The organism is Lacrimispora sp. 38-1, assembly GCF_049890855.1.
Classification (GTDB): Bacteria; Bacillota; Clostridia; order Lachnospirales; family Lachnospiraceae; genus Lacrimispora.
In genome coordinates, this window is record NZ_JBANEW010000056.1 from 1 (window position 1) to 19137 (window position 19137).

Here is a 19137-nt window from a genome sequence, read left to right on the forward strand (position 1 = left end):
CAGCTCATTAAAATGCTGTGCCCAGCTTTTTTTTATGCATTAATTATCAATAATATCTTTTATTATCTCCGCTAAATTAATCGGATTTTCTATCATTGGCATATGACAGGCATTCTTGACAAAGCGAAAACTTATTTTATTATATATATCTTCTGGCAAACATAAATCTTCTATTCGGTTAAGATAGTTTTCATGCCCTCTATCACCATAAATACCATATATTTCTGCATTAATATTATTAATATAGTACGTAAAATCATCATCTCTTTGCAAATAGCTGGTTAGATAAACACCATAATATTGACTCTCACGCTTAATCATTGAGATTACTTGCTCTCCGTAAGTATTCATATTTACAGGTAGCATCAAATTTTTATAAAACTCATTCGTAGGTTTTAAAATTGTATCAATTAAAATACATTTATTACAATGACACTGTATGGATGACAGCAACTCCAATGTAATAATACCGCCCATACTATGACCTATTATAAAATCATAGGTATCCATTTGATATGTATGATTTACCCATTTAGAAATATCAGAAAAATTTTCTGCTCTCTCTGTTAAAGAGTGTGGGTACTCTACATATGTTATATCATATTTCTCCATTTGAATTTGGAATTGCTTCCATATTTCAACTGTACATTTAGCACCATATAACGCTAAACCTTTCATTAATTGTTACCTCCTGATTTAACAATGCCGTCTTTATATAGTACAACTTTTTTTGTAATTTTGTCTACATAATCACAAACATATTTTATTTTTGTCCAACAAGTAATGTAATACACATCTCCGCCGTTATAACCTCGATTCCGCTTGCGCTCCATCTCGGTTACGGGCTTTGCCCTATAAAAATAAGCGTCAAAAAGTCCGGTTGAGAGCAAGCTCTCCCCCCGGACTTTTTGACACTTATTTTTGCACGGCTCATTGCCAACGCATTAATTATTCAACGCCGCCTGTGCTGCCGCAAGTCTTGCGATCGGCACACGGAACGGTGAGCAGGATACATAATCAAGACCAATCTTATGGCAGAATTCTACGGAAGACGGATCTCCGCCGTGCTCGCCGCAGATACCTACATGCATATCAGGACGAACGCTCTTGCCTAACTTGATTGCAGTCTCCATCAGCTTGCCTACGCCGGTCTGATCCAGTTTTGCAAATGGATCATTCTCAAAGATCTTGGTATCATAGTAAGCGTTTAAGAACTTACCTGCATCATCACGGGAGAAGCCATAGGTCATCTGAGTTAAGTCATTGGTACCGAAGCAGAAGAATTCCGCATCTTTTGCGATATCATCTGCAGTCAGTGCTGCTCTCGGAATCTCAATCATGGTTCCTACCTGATAGGTTAAGCTGCTGCCTGCTGCTGCAATCTCTGCATCTGCAGTCTCAACAACAATCTTTTTCACAAATCTTAATTCTTTCTCATCACAGATCAGAGGAATCATGATCTCAGGGCATACATTCCAGTCCGGATGTGCTTTCTGAACGTTGATTGCAGCACGGATCACTGCCTTAGTCTGCATTCTTGCAATCTCCGGATAGGTAACAGCAAGACGGCATCCTCTGTGTCCCATCATCGGGTTGAATTCGTGAAGAGAATCAATGATTGTCTTGATTTGCTCCACAGTCTTGCCCTGTGTATCAGCAAGTTTTTTAATATCATCTTCCTCTGTAGGAACGAACTCATGAAGAGGCGGATCTAAGAAACGAATGGTAACAGGATTTCCTTCCAGAGCCTCATAAAGAGCTTCGAAATCTCCCTGCTGTACCGGAAGAATCTTCTCCAGTGCTGCTTCTCTCTCTTCCACTGTATCGGAACAGATCATCTCACGGAATGCATCAATTCTGTCGCCTTCAAAGAACATATGCTCGGTACGGCAAAGACCGATTCCCTCTGCACCAAGCTCTCTGGCTTTTCTTGCATCAGCAGGTGTATCTGCATTGGTTCTTACTTTCAGTTTTCTGTATTTATCTGCCCACGCCATAATTCTTCCGAACTCACCGGCTACGATTGCATCGACTGTCGGGATAATTCCGTCGTAAATCTTACCGGTTGATCCGTCCAGGGAGATCCAGTCTCCTTCGTGGTATTCCTTGCCTGCAAGAACAAACTTTTTCGCTGCCTCATTCATGGCAATTTCAGAACAGCCGGATACGCAGCAGGTTCCCATTCCTCTTGCAACTACAGCTGCATGAGAGGTCATTCCTCCTCTAACAGTCAGAATACCCTGAGCTGCCTTCATACCCTCAATATCTTCAGGAGAGGTTTCCAGACGGACTAAAACCACCTTTTCTCCTCTTTCCTTCCATGTCTTTGCATCATCTGCTGTGAAAACAATCTTACCGCATGCAGCACCAGGAGAAGCAGCAAGTGCCTTTCCAACCGGCTCTGTCTTCTTTAATACTTCTGCATCAAACTGAGGATGAAGCAGAGTATCCAAGTTTCTCGGATCAATCATCTTAACTGCTTTTTCTTCTGTGATCATAAACTCGTCTACTAAATCACAGGCAATCTTTAAAGCAGCTTTCGCTGTTCTCTTGCCATTACGGGTCTGAAGCATATAAAGCTTCTTGTCTTCAATGGTAAATTCCATATCCTGCATATCCTTATAGTGATCCTCCAGGATACTGCAGATTCCCACAAATTTATGATAAACTTCAGGCATAACCTCTTTTAACTGCTCGATCTTCTGAGGAGTCCGCACACCGGCAACCACATCTTCACCTTGTGCATTCATCAGGAATTCACCCATGAGATGTTTTTCACCAGTTGCAGGATCACGGGTAAATGCGACTCCGGTACCGGAAGTCTCACCCATGTTTCCAAATGCCATCATCTGAACGTTGACAGCAGTTCCCCAGGAATAGGGAATATCATTGTCACGGCGGTAAACATTGGCTCTTGGGTTGTCCCAGGAACGGAATACGGCCTTGATTGCTTCCATTAACTGCTCCTTGGGATCAGTTGGGAAATCAGAACCGATTTTTTCCTTATATTCATCTTTAAACTGTCCTGCAAGCTCTTTTAAATCCTCTGCAGTCAGCTGTACATCCTCTGTAACACCCTTTTTTTCTTTCATTTCATCAATCAGCTCTTCGAAGAACTTTTTGCCCACTTCCATAACTACATCGGAGAACATCTGGATAAATCTTCTGTAGCAGTCCCATGCCCAGCGCGGATTGCCTGATTTTTCAGCAAGCACTTCCACTACTTTCTCATTCAGTCCAAGATTTAAAATCGTATCCATCATACCAGGCATTGACGCCCGGGCTCCGGAACGAACGGAAACAAGAAGAGGATTCTCGTTATCACCAAACTTTTTGCCGGTGATTTTTTCCATCTTTTCGATATGATCCATGATCTGTCCCATGATCTCGTCATTAATTGTTTCCCCATCTTCATAATACTGAGTACATGCCTCAGTCGTAATCGTAAATCCCTGAGGAACCGGCAGACCTAAATTGGTCATCTCTGCCAGATTCGCCCCTTTGCCACCTAACAGGTTTTTCATGTCTGCGCTTCCCTCGGTGAACAAATAAACCCATTTTCTTGCCATAAGTAAAATCCTCCTCAAAAAGTGTAAATTATGCTGCTCCCCCGCGCCTTCCATTGCGGAAAAGCCCTGAAAGTATTATAGCACAATTAAAAGGGGAGTAAAGAGGTTTTCATTGATTATTTGAAGTAATTTTCTCTTTTTTAAATACAATTGCATTGAAAGTACTTACAAAGTCTGTCTTTTTCTGATATGCGATTTGTGTTCGTATATGCGAAATTAAGTTCGACAAATAGTCTGTTTCTTTAACATAATTCGACATGCGGTAAGAGTCAGCACTTCTGTCACCGGCATGACAGTCCAGATTCCGGTGACTCCCATAAATAATGGAAGAACAAAAACCAGAAGACTGTTTAAAACAATCCCCCTAAGCAGGCAGATTCTCAAAGCATTTGCAGGTTCCATCACTGACTGGAACCAGGTGGTATAAAGCACATTCAGCCCCATTGCTGCAAAGGACAGAAAATAAATCCGTACTGCAGGAACCGCCATAGCCATAATTTCCTTATCAGGTCTTACAAATGCTTCTGTTACAAGAGCCGGAAACAAAAGTCCCGTCCCGGCAAACAACACACCGGACAGACAGGCAGTCCCCTCGGCCAGATGCCTTACCTCCTTTAACCTTTCTTTTTTTCCTGCTCCGTAATTTGTTGCCAGTATCGGCTGTACTGCCTGGGATATTCCGTTATTGACTGACGATGCAATATATGCGCTGTTGGAAATAATACCATAAACCACCACTCCCAGTTCACCGGCGATGGAAAGAATCTGGCGGTTAAATAAGAAGGTGACAATTCCATTACACATATCCAGTAAAAAGCTGGAGAATCCATTTTTTACCACATCTGCCGCCTGCTTTAAGTGGATTCCTGTGACAAATCTTAACGTATTTTCTTTTGAAACCAGGTGTGTCAGCAATATAAAAAGAGTTACAAAGCTGCCGATGACAGTGGCAGCAGCAGCCCCTTTCATACCCATCTGCATGGGAAACATCAGAACATAATCCAGGATAATATTTAACACTCCTCCTGAAACCACTGCTGTCATGGCAAGCCTTGGTGCTTTATCATTGCGCACAAATACCTGATAAAAAGATGCAAATAAAAAAGCGGGGGCTCCTGATATCAGAATCCTTCCATACTCCTCCACATAAGGCGTCATATTTTCATTTCTCCCCAGAAATGCTGTAATGGGCAGAAAAAAAGCATGACCAAAAACGGTATAGGTAACGCTCATCACTGCAGCCATAATAAATGCAGCCGTATAATACTGATTTGCAGCCAGGCCGTCTTTTTTCCCTTTGCATACAGATAAAAGTATTCCGCCCCCTGCCCCAAACAGCATGCCGGTTGCAAAAAACAGGCTGAACAGAGGCAGGAGTATATTCAGGGCGGCAATTCCAATCGCGCCCACTCCTCTTCCAATCATAAGAGTGTCTGCTAATATATAAATGGATGTGACCATTGTTGCACTAATTGACGGAAGAAGATATCCTGCGAATAATTTTTTTACGGGATCTTCCAGTAGATTTACTTTTTTCATAATTAAGTCTCCTTTTTTAAGTCTTAAAATAGTTTAACATAATTTAATTAAATAACAAGGAAAAGAAGGAAAGGGGGATTTAACATTTAAAAGTCAGGGCATATGTCTTAAAATGACAGATATTTTTATCTCAGTTTTTATGCAAAATATCATCAATTAAGATTGTTTCCAGCGCTGAAATATGATACATTAGTGTTATCTCTGAAAATATATGAATAACAGGAGGAAAGATCGTATTATGAAAAAAAGAGCTCTCGCATTAGCTATGGCAGTCATGATGGCTGCAACACTCAGCGCATGTGGTTCTTCCAATTCCGGAACGGCAACAACTGCAGCTTCATCAGCAGAAACCACAACCGCAGCTGAAAAAGCTGCTGAAACCACCGGTGCAACATCCGTCAAATCTGATTCATCAAACGGATATGAACTGGCGCTGGTTACAGACCTTGGTACCATTGATGACAAATCATTTAACCAGGGTGCATGGGAAGGTATGAAGAAGTACGCAGAAGAGAACAAGATCTCCTACAAGTACTATCAGCCGCAGGAAGGTACCACAGATTCTTATCTGGAGACCATCGGACTTGCTATTGAAGGCGGCGCTAAATTAGTTGTATGTCCAGGTTTCTTATTTGAAGAACCGGTATTCCTTGCTCAGGAACAGTATAAGGATGTTCACTTCATTCTTCTTGATGGAGTTCCTCATAACGCAGATTACTCTGAATACAAAACAGAAGCCAATGTTATGCCCATCCTGTTCCAGGAGGACGAGCCTGGTTTCTTAGCCGGCTATGCAGCAGTTAAAGACGGTTATACAAAGCTTGGTTTCTTAGGCGGTATGGCAGTTCCTGCAGTTATCCGTTATGGTTACGGATTTGCTGAGGGTGCCGATTATGCTGCTAAGGAAATGGGCATTGACAACATTGAAATTATGTACAACTATACAGGTGCTTTCGCTGCAACTCCGGAAGCCCAGTCTATGGCAGCATCCTGGTATCAGAACGGAACCGAAGTAATCTTCGGCTGCGGCGGTGCTGTTGGCAACTCTGTTATGGCTGCAGCTCAGGAAAAGGGCAAAAAAGTAATTGGTGTTGACGTTGACCAGAGCTTTGAGTCTGAAACAGTCATCACTTCTGCCATGAAGCAGCTTTCCGTATCTGTATACGATGGTGTAAAAGATTTTTATGACAACAAGTTCCCAGGCGGCGAGACAAGCATTTTCTCAGCTAAGAACGATGGTATCGGTCTTCCTATGGAAACTTCCAAGTTTACCAAATTCACAAAAGAAGATTATGAAAAAATCTTCACTGAATTAAAGGATGGCAAGGTAACACTGGTACAGCCTTCTCAGGATAATAACGATCCGAACAAAGACTTAAAGCTTGAAAAAACTAAAATTAACTTTGTAGAATAATCCGCAGGGGTAGTGCCCTTTCGGGCATACCACGATGTCAGTATTCTGGCATAAAAAAGGAAAGGAGATGCCGTTTGATTCACCAGTCATAACAGATCTGGTCTCTTACGGCATCTTCTTTTTGGTTTATAACTTTATTAACCTGGTACCGGGTCCCATAGATAGGTACCGAAGTAAGGGGGATTTTATGGACTACATTATTGAGATGCTTCATATCACAAAAGAATTTCCCGGTATCATCGCCAATGATGACATTACACTTCAGCTGAAAAAAGGCGAGATACACGCCCTCCTGGGAGAAAACGGAGCAGGCAAATCCACTCTCATGAGCGTTTTATTCGGATTATACCAGCCGGAGAAAGGCTCCATCCTGGTTCGTGGTAATGAAGAAAAAATTACAGGTCCGCTGGATGCCAATGCACTTGGTATCGGCATGGTGCATCAGCATTTCAAGCTGGTGGAGAATTTCACAGTTTTACAGAATATTGTGCTGGGCATGGAAACAACCAGACATGGATTTTTAAAGATGGATGATGCCCGAAAAAAAGTAATGGAATTAAGTGAAAAATACAAACTTTTCGTAGACCCTGATGCACTGATATCTGATATTACCGTCGGAATGCAGCAAAGGGTTGAAATTTTAAAAATGCTTTATCGTGATAATGAAATCATGATATTTGATGAACCCACCGCAGTTTTGACCCCTCAGGAAATTGATGAACTGATGCAGATCATGCGGGATCTGGTAAAGGAAGGTAAATCCATCCTGTTCATCACACACAAGCTCAATGAAATCAAGGCGGTAGCAGACCGCTGTTCCGTTCTGCGCCGCGGTAAATATATTGGAACCGTAGATGTTGCTGATACCACACGGGAAGAGATGTCAGAGATGATGGTTGGCCGGAAGGTGAACTTAACCATCAATAAAAAGGCTGCAGAACCTGGTGAAGTGGTTCTTGAAGTAAAGGAATTATCCGTAGAGGCCAAACATAAGGGACAGACCAAAAAGCTGGTTCATGATGTATCCTTCCAGGTAAGAAGAGGCGAAATTGTCTGTATCGCCGGTATTGACGGCAATGGACAGACAGAGCTGATTCATGCGATCACCGGCATTTCAGATCCAGGCCACGGTACAGTCTCCATTAACGGTGAGGATATGACTAAAAAAAGTATCCGCTACAAAAACACCCACGGTCTCTCCCACATACCGGAGGACAGGCACAAGCATGGTCTGGTGCTGGAATATAACCTGGCATACAATCTGGTTCTTCAGCAGTATTTTGACAAAGAATTCCAGAGCGGCACATTTTTAAAGAATGACCAGATCTATGATTATGCACAGAAGCTGATTGAGAATTATGATATCCGCAGCAGCGAAGGAGCATTTACCACTACCCGCAGCATGTCCGGCGGTAACCAGCAGAAGGCAATCGTAGCCAGGGAGATCTCAAAAGGGCCGGATATTCTTCTTGCAGTACAGCCTACCAGGGGACTGGATGTGGGCGCCATCGAATACATTCACAACCAGCTGGTAAAACAGCGGGATGCAGGCGCCGCAATTTTACTGGTATCACTGGAATTAGATGAAGTTATGAATTTAAGCGACCGGATTTTAGTCATGTTTGAAGGCGGAATCGTTGCCGACTTAGACCCTGAGAACATTACCGTTCAGGAATTAGGTCTTTATATGGCAGGCGCTAAGAAAGAAGGTGTCACACTATGAAACCGAAACAGATAAAAGATCATACAGGCATTCTCTCTTCCGTTTTCGCCATTATTCTGGGACTGATTGTGGGACTGATTATCTTGTTTCTGTGCAATCCGGTGCAGGCACTTCCCGGATTTGCTACCATTTTAACAGGAGCCTTTACTCACGGCGCCAAAGGCGTCGGTCAGGTGTTTTATTATGCCACACCGATTATTCTCACCGGTCTTTCCGTAGGATTTGCGTTTAAAACCGGACTCTTTAACATCGGTACTCCGGGTCAGTTTATCGTGGGAGGCTTTGGAGCCGTCTATGTGGGCATTCTCTGGACCTCACTGGGGCCGGCTCACTGGATTATAGCCCTGGCGGCCAGCGTAATCCTGGGCGCATTGTGGGGACTGGTACCGGGAATTTTAAAAGCCTACTACAACGTGAATGAAGTGATTGCTTCTATTATGATGAACTATATCGGCATGTACCTGGTAAACTGGATTACAAAAAGCTACAAACCGCTTTTTAACAATCTGCGTAACGAATCCAAGAACGTGGCTGCTACCGCTAATATCCCGAAGATGGGTCTGGACAAAATTTTCCAGGGATCCAGTGTCAACGGAGGAATTATAATCGCCATTCTGGTAGTAATCCTCATCTGGGTTATTTTAAATAAGACCACATTCGGCTATGAGCTGAAGGCCGTTGGATTCAACCGGGATGCCAGCAAATATGCGGGTATCAATGAAAAGAAAAGCATTATTCTTTCCATGGTAATCGCCGGCGCCATTGCAGGTCTTGCAGGAGGTCTCTTATTCCTTGCAGGAACCGGTAAGCATATCGAGATTAAAGATGTGCTGCCTTCCGAAGGCTTTACAGGTATTTCCGTTGCTCTCCTTGGCTTAAATAATCCCATTGGTGTACTGTTCTCCGGTATTTTCATCGCATACCTGACAGCAGGCGGCTTTTATTTACAGCTGTTTGAGTTTTCCACGGAAATTATTGATATTATCGTAGCAGTCATTATCTATTTCAGTGCATTTGCCCTGATGGTGAAGATTATTATGTCAAAGCTTATGGGACAGAAAAATGCAAAGTCAGGCGAAGCTGAGAAAGGAGGAACGAAATCATGAGTGTTATTTATTTCATTTTTCAGCAGACCATGTATTTCATGATTCCTCTCATGATCGTTGCTCTTGGAGCCATGTTTTCAGAGCGAAGCGGTATTATCAACATCGCTCTGGAAGGTATTATGACCATGGGAGCATTTACCGGAATCCTGTTTCTTAATTTTACAGGCAGCAGTATGAGCGGACAGCTGCAGCTGATTATCGCCATATTAATATCCATGGGCACCGGAATGGTATTCTCACTGTTTCATGCTTATGCATCGATCAACATGAAATCAAACCAGGTAATCAGCGGTACTGCTTTAAACATGTTTGCTCCTGCGTTTGCGGTTTTCGTTGCCCGTGTTATCCAGGGGGTGCAGCAGGTTCCGTTTAACAATACCTTCCGTATCACCTCGGTACCTGTTCTGGGAAGCATTCCGTTTATCGGACCCCTTTTATTCCAGAACGCCTATATTACCACATACGTGGGAATTTTAATCTTTATTTTATCTGCCGTTGTGCTTTACCGCACCCGATTCGGTTTAAGACTTCGTGCATGCGGAGAACACCCCCAGGCAGCAGATTCTGCAGGAATTAATGTTTACAGGATGCAGTATGCGGGAGTTTTAATTTCAGGAGCTTTAGGCGGTCTTGGAGGTCTGGTATTTGTAGTTCCCACCTCCACCAACTTTAATGCCGATGTGGCAGGATACGGATTCCTGGCGCTGGCGGTATTAATCTTCGGTCAGTGGAAACCGGTAAATATCATGCTGTGCTCTCTCTTCTTCGGATTGATGAAAGCGGTGGCTTCTTCATATTCCGGAATTCCGTTCTTAAGTGCCCTTGGAATTCCCAGCTATTTCTACAAAATGGTTCCGTATATCATCACTTTAATCGTACTTGTCTTTACTTCAAAAAATTCCCAGGCTCCAAAAGCGGAGGGAATTCCTTACGACAAAGGACAGAGATAATGTAACTGCCGCAGGACCGGATGATCCAACTGGATTTTCCGCCTGCGGCTTTTTTGTTTCTCTGATCTTATTGTCACTTAAGAATACAGTACCATATAATACATTACAGCATACGAGAAAAGAGTAATCCCATAATGTCTGACTGTAATTTCATTTGCAATTTCACCTGTCATCATCGCTCCTACTATTCCTGGGATGCTAATGACTACGGACCTTCCCCTCTGATTCTTAATATCAATCATGATACCTTAAGAAATCCTTCCTTCCGGACTACAAGATGGACAGGAAAACATATGCAGCTGACTTTAATGAGTATTCCTGTTGGTTATGAAATCGGTGTGGAAAATCACCCCAATGAAGATCAGTATATCTGTATTGCAGACGGAGATGGTATGATCTGTATGGGTGACAGCCCCTATGACCTTCTTTATTCCCAAACAGTAGACAATGGCTGTGCCATTTTGATTCCTGCCAACACCTGGCATAATCTGATCAATACAGGAGACCGCCCTCTGAAAATCTATTGTATCTACGCCCCGGTTGTCCACCAGCCGGATACCGTTCACTGGACGAAAAGAGATTCCGATAAGCAGAACTAGGGGCAATCCATATAAAAAATCCGGAAGAAAATCTCATAATAGATTCTCTTCCGGATTCTGTTTTTAGAAATGGAACTTATCTTCGAAATAGCTCTTAAGTTCTGCAATGGGGACTCTGACCTGATCCATGGTATCACGGTCACGGACTGTTACTGCGTGATCTTCTTCTGAATCAAAGTCATAGGTAATGCAGAAAGGAGTACCGATCTCATCCTGTCTTCTGTAACGCTTTCCAATGTTTCCTCTGTCATCAAATTCACAGTTATAATATCTGCGCAGCTCGTCAAATACTTTCTCTGCTCCTTCATTTAATTTCTTGGATAATGGAAGAACACCAATCTTCACCGGAGCAATGGCTGGGTGAAAATGAAGGACTGTACGTACATCACCATCCGCAATCTCTTCCTCATCGTATGCAGCACAAAGGAACGCAAGTGTCACACGGTCAGCTCCCAGAGAAGGCTCGATAACATATGGAATATAACGCTCCTTCTTATCGTCATCAAAATAGGTTAAGTCCTGACCGGAAGTATTCTGATGCTGGGTTAAATCATAATCGGTTCTGTCTGCAATTCCCCATAATTCACCCCAGCCGAACGGGAATAAAAATTCAATATCTGAGGTTGCCTTGCTGTAGAAGGAAAGCTCTTCCTTCTCATGGTCTCTGACACGCATCTCATCATCTTTGATGCCTAGGTTCTTCAACCAGCTGATGCAGAACTCTTTCCAGTATGCAAACCACTCTAAATCTGTATCCGGTTCACAGAAGAATTCCAGCTCCATCTGCTCAAATTCTCTGGTACGGAAGGTAAAGTTTCCAGGAGTGATCTCATTACGGAAAGACTTGCCTATCTGTCCGATGCCGAAGGGAATCTTCTTACGGGAGGTTCTTTGAACATTCTTAAAGTTAACAAAGATACCCTGAGCTGTCTCAGGTCTCAAATAAACAGTATTCTTTGCATCCTCCGTAACGCCCTGAAAGGTCTTGAACATTAAGTTAAACTGACGGATATCGGTAAAGTCATGCTTTCCGCAGCTTGGGCAGCAGATGTTCTTTTCATCGATATACTTTTTCATCTCTTCCTGAGACCATGCGTCTACGGAACCTTCGATGGTAATTCCATGTTCACCCATGTAATCTTCAATCAGCTTATCTGCGCGGAAGCGTTCCTTACATGCCTTACAGTCCATAAGAGGATCGGAAAATCCGCCTAAGTGGCCGGAAGCGATCCAGGTCTGGGAATTCATCAGGATTGCGCAGTCCACACCTACGTTATAGGGGCTTTCCTGAATAAATTTCTGCCACCAGGCTTTCTTTACGTTATTCTTTAATTCCACTCCCAGATTACCGTAATCCCAGGTATTTGCAAGACCTCCGTAAATTTCAGAGCCCGGATATACGAATCCTCTTGACTTTGCCAGTCCCACTATCTTTTCCATTGTCTTTTCCATGATCTTAACCTCTCTTATTTAAAAATAATGTAGCTTTTTCCCTTTGCTGTCTGTACAGTATGACTATCCTTTATCACCACATTGTTTGAAACAAACAGAATCTTTCCCTGGGTCTGTATGGTTACGGGATTAGCTGATGTCACAACAACCACATGGTTATCTACTCTTTTCGTCAATGCCTTTTTGTCTGCTTCTTTCCCGTCGGAAGCTTTTATAAAGGCCACTCCCTCTGATTCACTCTGACCGTAAACTTCAGACAGCTTATTTACTGCAATGGACTCCACCTGATTGGCTTTGTCTTCATACTGGGTTGTAAATCCAATCAGTGCATCCGGAGATGCATAATGGAACATCATTTTGGCAGTTCCGTTATCCAGTGTGCAGGAGTCTAAGGCTACCTGGTTCTGCCCGTTTGCCCCGTTATATTGAGAAACTGCTTCTTCCAGAAATGTTTTCAGTTCATCTCCATTATAATAATCCTGCTGCGCATAAGATTCAACCGTTGCAGTCTGAAATGTTCCTTCTTCCGTTACATAGATTCTGCTGCTCTCTGAATTCAAGGTGCTGCTGCCGCCATTCCCAAGACATCCTGTCAGCATGCCTGCTGCCAGCAGGGCAGTCAGAACCGCTTTCCTTTTTTTCATCCAAATTCCTCCTGCATTGGCACATATGAGAGCATTATACCAAATGCTGCCTGTCATTTCAATACTTTACTCCCCATCATCGTCTGCAAAATCTCCAGAGAATGAAACTCGCGGTCTACGTACCGCTTTTTATTGATTTCCACACAGCGGGAGAATTCTAAAAGCACCGGTTCCGTTAAGGTAAAGGTATATAAATGCTCTATGGGGGAACCGATCACATACTCCCAGGCGTAGTTAGCCGAGTCACTGACCTGTCGTGGCGGTTTCTCAGTATATTCCCCGTTTAATACCATGGCTTTCAATTCAAAAATCCGTAAAACCATCTGGTTATTTAAAGCAGGTTTTAAAAGAGCCCTTACTGACTGGTATAAAAGCTTTAACAGTCCTGTCTCGTCAATGTTTTCCCTGGAATAGTAATCGGCAAATTCCAGAAAATAGGAACCAAAACAGGTACATTCCATATCTGCCGCCAGTTCTTCAAAGTAATTGGAAATCTCCGCAGACTGGAGTGTGTAGGAATCCCTTCCGGCATAAAGGGAAAACTGGCCGAAGGCAAAGGGCCTGCTCACCGCCATGAACGGATTGCCGGGCCTTCTTGCACCTCTGGCAAATGCGGTAATCTTCCCTCTTTCCCTGGTCAGTATCACAAGACGCTTATCCATCTCTCCTACCGGAGATACTTTAATTACCATCCCCGTCAGTTTCTCTGTTTCCCTCAATGTTAACCACCGCTTTTAAATATCCTTCTGGCTATACCCATAATTTTTCATATACAGTTCACTGTCACGCCACTCTTTGCGGACCTTGACCCAAAGCTGTAAATTCACCTTCATCTCCAGCTGATCTTCAATTTCCCTACGTGCCGCGCTTCCGATCTTCTTTAACATCGATCCGCCTTTTCCGATGATGATTCCCTTGTGGGATTCCCGCTCACAGATAATATTGGCTTCAATATCCATGATTCCGTTGTCCCGCTCCTTCATCTTTTCTACTGTTACAGCGATTCCGTGAGGGATCTCATCGTTTAAAAGCCGGAGTGCCTTTTCTCTGATCAGCTCTGCAGATATCTGGCGCATAGGCTGGTCTGTTACCGTATCTTCATCGTAATACTGGGGCCCTTCCGGAAGATACTTATAAATCAGTTCCAGCATTAAATCCGTATTTTTATCCTTTAAAGCGGATACCGGAACGATCTCCGCAAACTTGCAGATATCCTTATAGGCGTTTATGAATGTGAGAATCTCTTCCTGGTTTTTTACCGTATCAATCTTATTGATGACCAGAATTACCGGTGTTTTCACCTGATTCAACTGCTCTGCTATATGCTGCTCTCCGGCACCGATAAAGGTAGTAGGCTCCACCAGCCACAGCACTACGTCCACTTCCTTTAACGTGTGCTCTGCCACATTTACCATATATTCTCCCAGTTTATTTTTCGCCTTGTGGATACCCGGAGTATCAAGGAATATAATCTGCCCCCTGTCATCCGTATAAACGGTCTGAATCTTGTTTCTTGTCGTCTGGGGCTTGTCGGAGGTAATGGCAATCTTCTGCCCGATTAAATGATTCATCAGGGTAGATTTTCCCACGTTTGGGCGCCCGATTAAAGAAACGAAGCCAGATTTATAATTATGATCCATATAGATTCTCCTTTGTGTTATGAGTGGAATAAGTTCTTTGTCTCTTCAAACATGGAACTTTCCGCTGCGATTTTTTCTTCATTGCCGATGACACAGAGACTGCCGGTGCTTAATACCGCTTTTACGATAGGAGCCAGGCTTTTTATGTCTTCCTGTGATGCGTTTAATACCTCTTCCCGTTCTTTTTCCATCATCTCTCTGCTCACACCTGATATATAGGCGGACAGACCGCGGTTTCCTTTGGTAGACGGCGGATAAGGCACATCCATGTCACTGATGGTTCCGATTACGTATTTGGTCATATCCCGGTCTTCCACCTGGAAGTTTTCCAGATATTCCACGACACCTTCATAGATCCGGTTCGTCTCTTTTAAATTAGGATCCCGGTAGGAAGCGAAATAGCCTTCGCCAGAGCGTCCAAATCCGCTCATACAGCCATAAGCTCCTCCCTTGACCCGCAGATTAATCCAAAGGTAATCATAGCTTAAAATGACTTTTAGTATCTTTAAAGCTCCTGTATATTCCAAACCTGTACCAGCAAAGGTTCCGCACCTTGCCACGTAGTTAACCTGGGACGCGGTTGTAAAACCTTCGTTTCTGTTACCTGACGGATAAATGAAAGAATACCGCTTATCGTCTCCTGCAGGCAGTCCATCCGTCAGCTTTTTCATCGCATCGGGAAGAAGAGCATAGCCCTCCTGATCTGCCGTATAGCTTACCAGCATATTGCCTGTAGTAAAGAGTTTTTTCACCACAGACTGAAATCTGGCTATAAACGTTTTCTTATCAGCCGCATATTCCTTCTCCAGTTTTTCTAAAAACTCATAATAACCGATTCCTCCTGTCATATCATTAAAATAGGATGCAGGAGAAAAATAGGATGTAGCTCTTGCCACCGCTGCCGAATGGCAGGCACCTTCCAGTTTCATTCTTGCTCTGGATCTGGTTTCGCTGATTACCTCTCCCACCCTTTTTTCGTCATCTAAGAGAGAACGGGTCAGGATTTCATTTAAAATAGAGAATCCAAAATCAATCTTATCATAGAGTACTCTGGCACTTGCCATAAAATAACCTTTAAACTGGCCTCTGTTCTTTAAATCAGGATAAGAGGTGACACTAAAGCTGACACCGCCGCTGTTTAAATGAATCTCACTGGCTAAATCTCCGTAAGTGTAGTTTTCCGTGTTAACATATCCAAGCAGAGATTTTAAAAATCCCACATAAGGCAGATCCTCCATGGGAAGAACCGACGTATCAAACAGTACTTTTAAGTAGCCGATTCCTGAACTGAACATCTCATGATGAATTACCTTAACTCCATGGACTTCCTTTTCTTCCCAGATAATCTCCTCCGGTTCTCTGCTGATATCTTCTCTGGAAAGCATGGGAATCTTCTCTAAATCTTCCTGTGGAGACGGGTTTTCCTGATATTCTCTTAATGATTTTGTCTGGTCTATTAAACGGGTGATCTCCTTTTCTGAAAGAGAAGCCTTATACGCTGCAAGCTTTCCGGCTGTCTTCGCATCTTCCTCTGCTGTTAAGTTCTTTTTTGGGCTGACAGTCAGTATTGCTTCAAACGGATTATCCAGCAGATACTCTCTGATCAGTTGTTCAAAATAACCGTCATCCACAACCTTCTTTAAATAATCAAAGGTCGCCTGGTACTGTAAGTGCATCATGGGATCACCGTCATAAAGCCAGCTGTCCATACACTGAAGACCATACATCAGTCCCTTTGGCGCGGAACCGTAATCTGCTTCCCGATAACGGAATTCGTAATAATTCATACCAGCCTTTAAGCTCTTTTTGTTAATGCCTTCGTCAACAAGCTTTCTTAAGGTTCCCTTTACAACTGCAAGGAACTCTCCCAGCTGCTCTCTGTTTGCATTTTTAGCAATAACAGTAAAATATGGCTGCAAAATGCCGCTGTCATAGCCGCCAAGAATATCCTGCCCGATTCCCGCATCAATAAGCGCCTGTTTTAATGGGGCGCCGGGCGCATCAAGAAGAGTGTACTCAAGAATCTGAAATGCTACATACAGTTTAGGATCCAGATCGGTTCCTACCACGGTATTAATGGAAAGGTAAGTGGCGTTCTCTTCCGATTCTCCTTCCGTTATGGAATAGTAAGTCTCTTCCTGCACCGGATGTTCAAACGGTTTCTGTCTCACAATCCTGGAGTCAATCTCTGTCCGGTCATAGTGGCTCAAATACTTTTCATCAAGCCATATAAGCTTTTCCTCCATATCCATATCACCGTAAAGGTAGATATAGCTGTTAGAAGGGTGATAATACTTTCTGTGGAAATTCAAAAAATCCTCATAGGTCAGGTCAGGGATATAGGATGGATCACCACCTGATTCCTGGCCATAGCAGTTATCGGGGAAAAGCACCTTTCTGGTAAAACGGTCAAGAACCTCTTCCGGAGAGGAAAAAGCGCCTTTCATTTCATTGTAAACCACTCCGTTATAGATTAAATCGGAGTCTTTGTCTTCCAGCTCATAATGCCAGCCTTCCTGCATAAAGATCTTCTCTTCTTTATAGATGTTTGGATGAAGTACCGCATCCATATAGACATTCATCAGGTTATGGAAATCCTTTTCATTGCAGCTGGCAACTGGGTATACGGTTTTATCCGGATAAGTCATGGCATTTAAGAATGTGTTAAGGGAACCTTTGACCAGCTCCACAAAGGGGTCCTTAACAGGGAACTGATCGGAACCGCATAAAACGCTGTGTTCCAGAATGTGCGCCACTCCTGTGCTGTCCCTGGGAGGAGTCCTGAATCCAATGTTAAATACCTTGTTCTCGTCGTCACACGGTATGATGAAAATTCTGGCTCCGCTTTTTTTATGATGAAGTACGCACCCGGTTGCGTTTAACTCCACAATTTCTTTTTCCTCCACAACCTCATAGGCTGCAAGTTTTTTTAATAGATTCATATATTGTTTCTTCCTCCTGCAAATTCTGTATTAATTACATATTGCCCACTAATTTGTCTTTTAATATAGCCGCGCATTCCCTGACGCAAAAATGTATAAATAGAACGGGATCTGACCCGCAGGATATTCCGTAAATATCAGGAATTCCCCATTTTTTAGCGATCTGCTGTGCACGGAATACATGAAAATCACTGGTCAGTACCCCAACTCTTATGGGCTTATCCGGTACCTCTTCAAATGCCCCCGGAACCACAATTCCCGGGCTGTTCAGTCTCCGGGCTTTTTTCTTTGCCTGATCCTCTTCAATGGCTACGCGGCTGTATGCTATATTCTCTACCGTACTGAAAGACCGGATATCTAAAATCAGCTGTTCATCCCTTATCCCGTTATAAACCAGATAATCCCGCATGGCCGCTGCTTCACTGACAGGCTCATCCGAGCCCTGACCACCGGAAAGCACCAATACGGTACCGGGATTGTTATCCATATATTCGATTGCTTTATCCAGTCGTTTTTTTAAGGATTTGCTGATTCCACTTTCTTTCACTCTTGCTCCCAGCACTATGACGTAGTCCAGATTCGACGTATCACGGACAGTAACTCCGGTAAACACCAGGATCTCCACCACCATAAACACCAGAATACCAGTACAGCACATGGTGACCACTGATACCGGAATCCATAAAGGAATTTTGTCCTTATGTTTTATATATGCTTCCCAGCCCGCTGCCAGCAATACGCTTATTGCAGCAAACATTAGCCAGATTAAGGAAAATGAAGTGGTAATACCAGAATAAATCACGATTACAATATAATATATGATGCAACAAACAGCTATCAGCCATAAAATCCACATGGTTCACCAGCCTCCATTCTACAAGTTCTGAACCCAGGGAAATTCTGGGCATTATACGTTAATAGCATACCACAATAAAGTTATTTCTACAACCAGGGAAAAGAAGTCGGAGAAGAGTAAAAGACCGCAGGAACAAAAAACTATGGGTAAAGGCCAGAGTCAAAAATCCGCCTTTACCCATATTGATTTGCAATTACTATATTTACTGTTCCTGACTTGTTAAGCTTTAATATTATAATTTATATAAAAATTCGTTTAAATATTCCAGAGCACTTCATTGATAATATAACCGGAATAACTGCATAGAAAATTCCAGTTATCAATGATAGAATTATAAGTTTAAAATTAAGTGTTCCTTCTGCGTGTAGTCTATTTATTCCTGACAAAAATGTTATCAGGTATAACAATCCAGTAAATAAACCCGGTGATATTTTTCGATCAATGATTGTATAAATCAAATGATCCAAACAGTTAATTAACCCCCAAAATAATATACCCAGCCCCATAAAAATCAGTTTATTCCCAAAAAATAAATAAGAAATATATCCCACTAATAATATTGTATAATAAAAAAATACATTATTAGCCATCCAATGCCCATAGGTAAGCAGCTCAGTCTAAAATAAAAAGTTCTTGCAAAAAGTTCTATATAGTACTATAATCACCAAATATAGTACTATATAGAACTTTATTCAGGAGGAAA

Annotated in this window: 15 protein-coding genes; 5 read left to right on the plus strand and 10 right to left on the minus strand. The window is 42.7% G+C overall.

The genetic code is table 11. The features are described from left to right. Nucleotides 1-39: 39 nt before the first annotated feature. From V7D18_RS14975 to V7D18_RS14985, 3 genes are all read right to left on the minus strand, one after another. Complete coding sequence (locus V7D18_RS14975) at nucleotides 40-678, minus strand: hypothetical protein (RefSeq protein WP_426155224.1); 639 nt, start codon at nucleotides 676-678, stop codon at nucleotides 40-42. A 266-nt stretch (nucleotides 679-944) separates the two neighbouring features. Next, a complete protein-coding gene (gene ppdK, locus V7D18_RS14980; protein WP_426155226.1) occupies nucleotides 945-3569 on the minus strand; it encodes a pyruvate, phosphate dikinase in 2625 nt (874 codons plus the stop codon). Between the two features lie 216 nt (nucleotides 3570-3785). Then, nucleotides 3786-5108 (minus strand): MATE family efflux transporter, encoded by a 1323-nt coding sequence (locus V7D18_RS14985; protein WP_426155228.1) that lies wholly within the window; start codon nucleotides 5106-5108, stop codon nucleotides 3786-3788. Nucleotides 5109-5346: 238 nt separating this feature from the next. Here V7D18_RS14985 and V7D18_RS14990 point away from each other — a divergent pair, with 238 nt between their 5' ends. From V7D18_RS14990 to V7D18_RS15010, 5 genes are all read left to right on the plus strand, one after another. Further along, complete coding sequence (locus V7D18_RS14990; protein WP_426155230.1) at nucleotides 5347-6522, plus strand: BMP family lipoprotein; 1176 nt, start codon at nucleotides 5347-5349, stop codon at nucleotides 6520-6522. A 187-nt stretch (nucleotides 6523-6709) separates the two neighbouring features. Then, nucleotides 6710-8245 carry an ABC transporter ATP-binding protein gene (locus V7D18_RS14995; protein ID WP_426155232.1) on the plus strand — a complete coding sequence of 512 codons (1536 nt, stop codon included), beginning with the start codon at nucleotides 6710-6712 and terminating at the stop codon, nucleotides 8243-8245. Beyond that, complete coding sequence (locus V7D18_RS15000; RefSeq protein WP_426155234.1) at nucleotides 8242-9351, plus strand: ABC transporter permease; 1110 nt, start codon at nucleotides 8242-8244, stop codon at nucleotides 9349-9351. Before V7D18_RS14995 ends, V7D18_RS15000 begins: the two co-directional genes overlap by 4 nt. Further along, a complete protein-coding gene (locus tag V7D18_RS15005; protein ID WP_426155236.1) occupies nucleotides 9348-10301 on the plus strand; it encodes an ABC transporter permease in 954 nt (317 codons plus the stop codon). The genes V7D18_RS15000 and V7D18_RS15005 overlap by 4 nt, the downstream gene beginning before the upstream one ends. A gap of 134 nt (nucleotides 10302-10435) precedes the next feature. Next, nucleotides 10436-10900, plus strand: a complete 465-nt coding sequence (locus tag V7D18_RS15010; RefSeq protein WP_426155238.1) for a cupin domain-containing protein — start codon at nucleotides 10436-10438, stop codon at nucleotides 10898-10900. Between the two features lie 63 nt (nucleotides 10901-10963). Here the strand turns inward: V7D18_RS15010 and V7D18_RS15015 are convergent, their stop codons facing one another. The 7 genes from V7D18_RS15015 to V7D18_RS15045 all read right to left on the minus strand — a co-directional run bounded on the left by V7D18_RS15015 (nucleotide 10964) and on the right by V7D18_RS15045 (nucleotide 19024). Then, a complete protein-coding gene (locus tag V7D18_RS15015) occupies nucleotides 10964-12352 on the minus strand; it encodes a glycine--tRNA ligase (protein WP_426155240.1) in 1389 nt (462 codons plus the stop codon). Nucleotides 12353-12366: 14 nt separating this feature from the next. Next, nucleotides 12367-12996, minus strand: a complete 630-nt coding sequence (locus V7D18_RS15020; RefSeq protein WP_426155242.1) for a hypothetical protein — start codon at nucleotides 12994-12996, stop codon at nucleotides 12367-12369. Between the two features lie 53 nt (nucleotides 12997-13049). Continuing rightward, nucleotides 13050-13715: a DNA repair protein RecO gene (recO, locus tag V7D18_RS15025; RefSeq protein WP_426155244.1), complete on the minus strand. Its 666-nt coding sequence runs from the start codon at nucleotides 13713-13715 to the stop codon at nucleotides 13050-13052. A gap of 15 nt (nucleotides 13716-13730) precedes the next feature. Continuing rightward, nucleotides 13731-14636, minus strand: coding sequence for a GTPase Era (gene era / locus V7D18_RS15030; RefSeq protein ID WP_426155246.1), 906 nt, complete (start codon nucleotides 14634-14636; stop codon nucleotides 13731-13733). A 17-nt stretch (nucleotides 14637-14653) separates the two neighbouring features. Beyond that, the gene (locus tag V7D18_RS15035) at nucleotides 14654-17578 is read right to left on the minus strand and encodes an insulinase family protein (RefSeq protein WP_426155248.1); all 2925 of its coding nucleotides are present in this window, start codon (nucleotides 17576-17578) and stop codon (nucleotides 14654-14656) included. Between the two features lie 34 nt (nucleotides 17579-17612). Then, on the minus strand, nucleotides 17613-18434 hold the full coding sequence (locus V7D18_RS15040) for a YdcF family protein (RefSeq protein ID WP_426155250.1): 822 nt from the start codon (nucleotides 18432-18434) through the stop codon (nucleotides 17613-17615). Between the two features lie 239 nt (nucleotides 18435-18673). Further along, nucleotides 18674-19024 (minus strand): HXXEE domain-containing protein, encoded by a 351-nt coding sequence (locus V7D18_RS15045; protein ID WP_426155251.1) that lies wholly within the window; start codon nucleotides 19022-19024, stop codon nucleotides 18674-18676. Nucleotides 19025-19137: the final 113 nt, after the last annotated feature.

Coding starts and splice junctions, on each gene's coding strand:
- V7D18_RS15020 (WP_426155242.1), bottom strand. CDS start 12,996: ATGAAAAAAAGGAAAGCGGTTCTGACTGCCCTGCTGGCAGCAGGCATG.
- era (WP_426155246.1), bottom strand. CDS start 14,636: ATGGATCATAATTATAAATCTGGCTTCGTTTCTTTAATCGGGCGCCCA.
- V7D18_RS15015 (WP_426155240.1), bottom strand. CDS start 12,352: ATGGAAAAGACAATGGAAAAGATAGTGGGACTGGCAAAGTCAAGAGGA.
- V7D18_RS15045 (WP_426155251.1), bottom strand. CDS start 19,024: ATGGCTAATAATGTATTTTTTTATTATACAATATTATTAGTGGGATAT.
- ppdK (WP_426155226.1), bottom strand. CDS start 3,569: ATGGCAAGAAAATGGGTTTATTTGTTCACCGAGGGAAGCGCAGACATG.
- V7D18_RS15040 (WP_426155250.1), bottom strand. CDS start 18,434: ATGTGGATTTTATGGCTGATAGCTGTTTGTTGCATCATATATTATATT.
- V7D18_RS15035 (WP_426155248.1), bottom strand. CDS start 17,578: ATGAATCTATTAAAAAAACTTGCAGCCTATGAGGTTGTGGAGGAAAAA.
- V7D18_RS14995 (WP_426155232.1), top strand. CDS start 6,710: ATGGACTACATTATTGAGATGCTTCATATCACAAAAGAATTTCCCGGT.
- V7D18_RS15010 (WP_426155238.1), top strand. CDS start 10,436: ATGTCTGACTGTAATTTCATTTGCAATTTCACCTGTCATCATCGCTCC.
- V7D18_RS15005 (WP_426155236.1), top strand. CDS start 9,348: ATGAGTGTTATTTATTTCATTTTTCAGCAGACCATGTATTTCATGATT.
- V7D18_RS14975 (WP_426155224.1), bottom strand. CDS start 678: ATGAAAGGTTTAGCGTTATATGGTGCTAAATGTACAGTTGAAATATGG.
- V7D18_RS14985 (WP_426155228.1), bottom strand. CDS start 5,108: ATGAAAAAAGTAAATCTACTGGAAGATCCCGTAAAAAAATTATTCGCA.
- V7D18_RS15000 (WP_426155234.1), top strand. CDS start 8,242: ATGAAACCGAAACAGATAAAAGATCATACAGGCATTCTCTCTTCCGTT.
- V7D18_RS14990 (WP_426155230.1), top strand. CDS start 5,347: ATGAAAAAAAGAGCTCTCGCATTAGCTATGGCAGTCATGATGGCTGCA.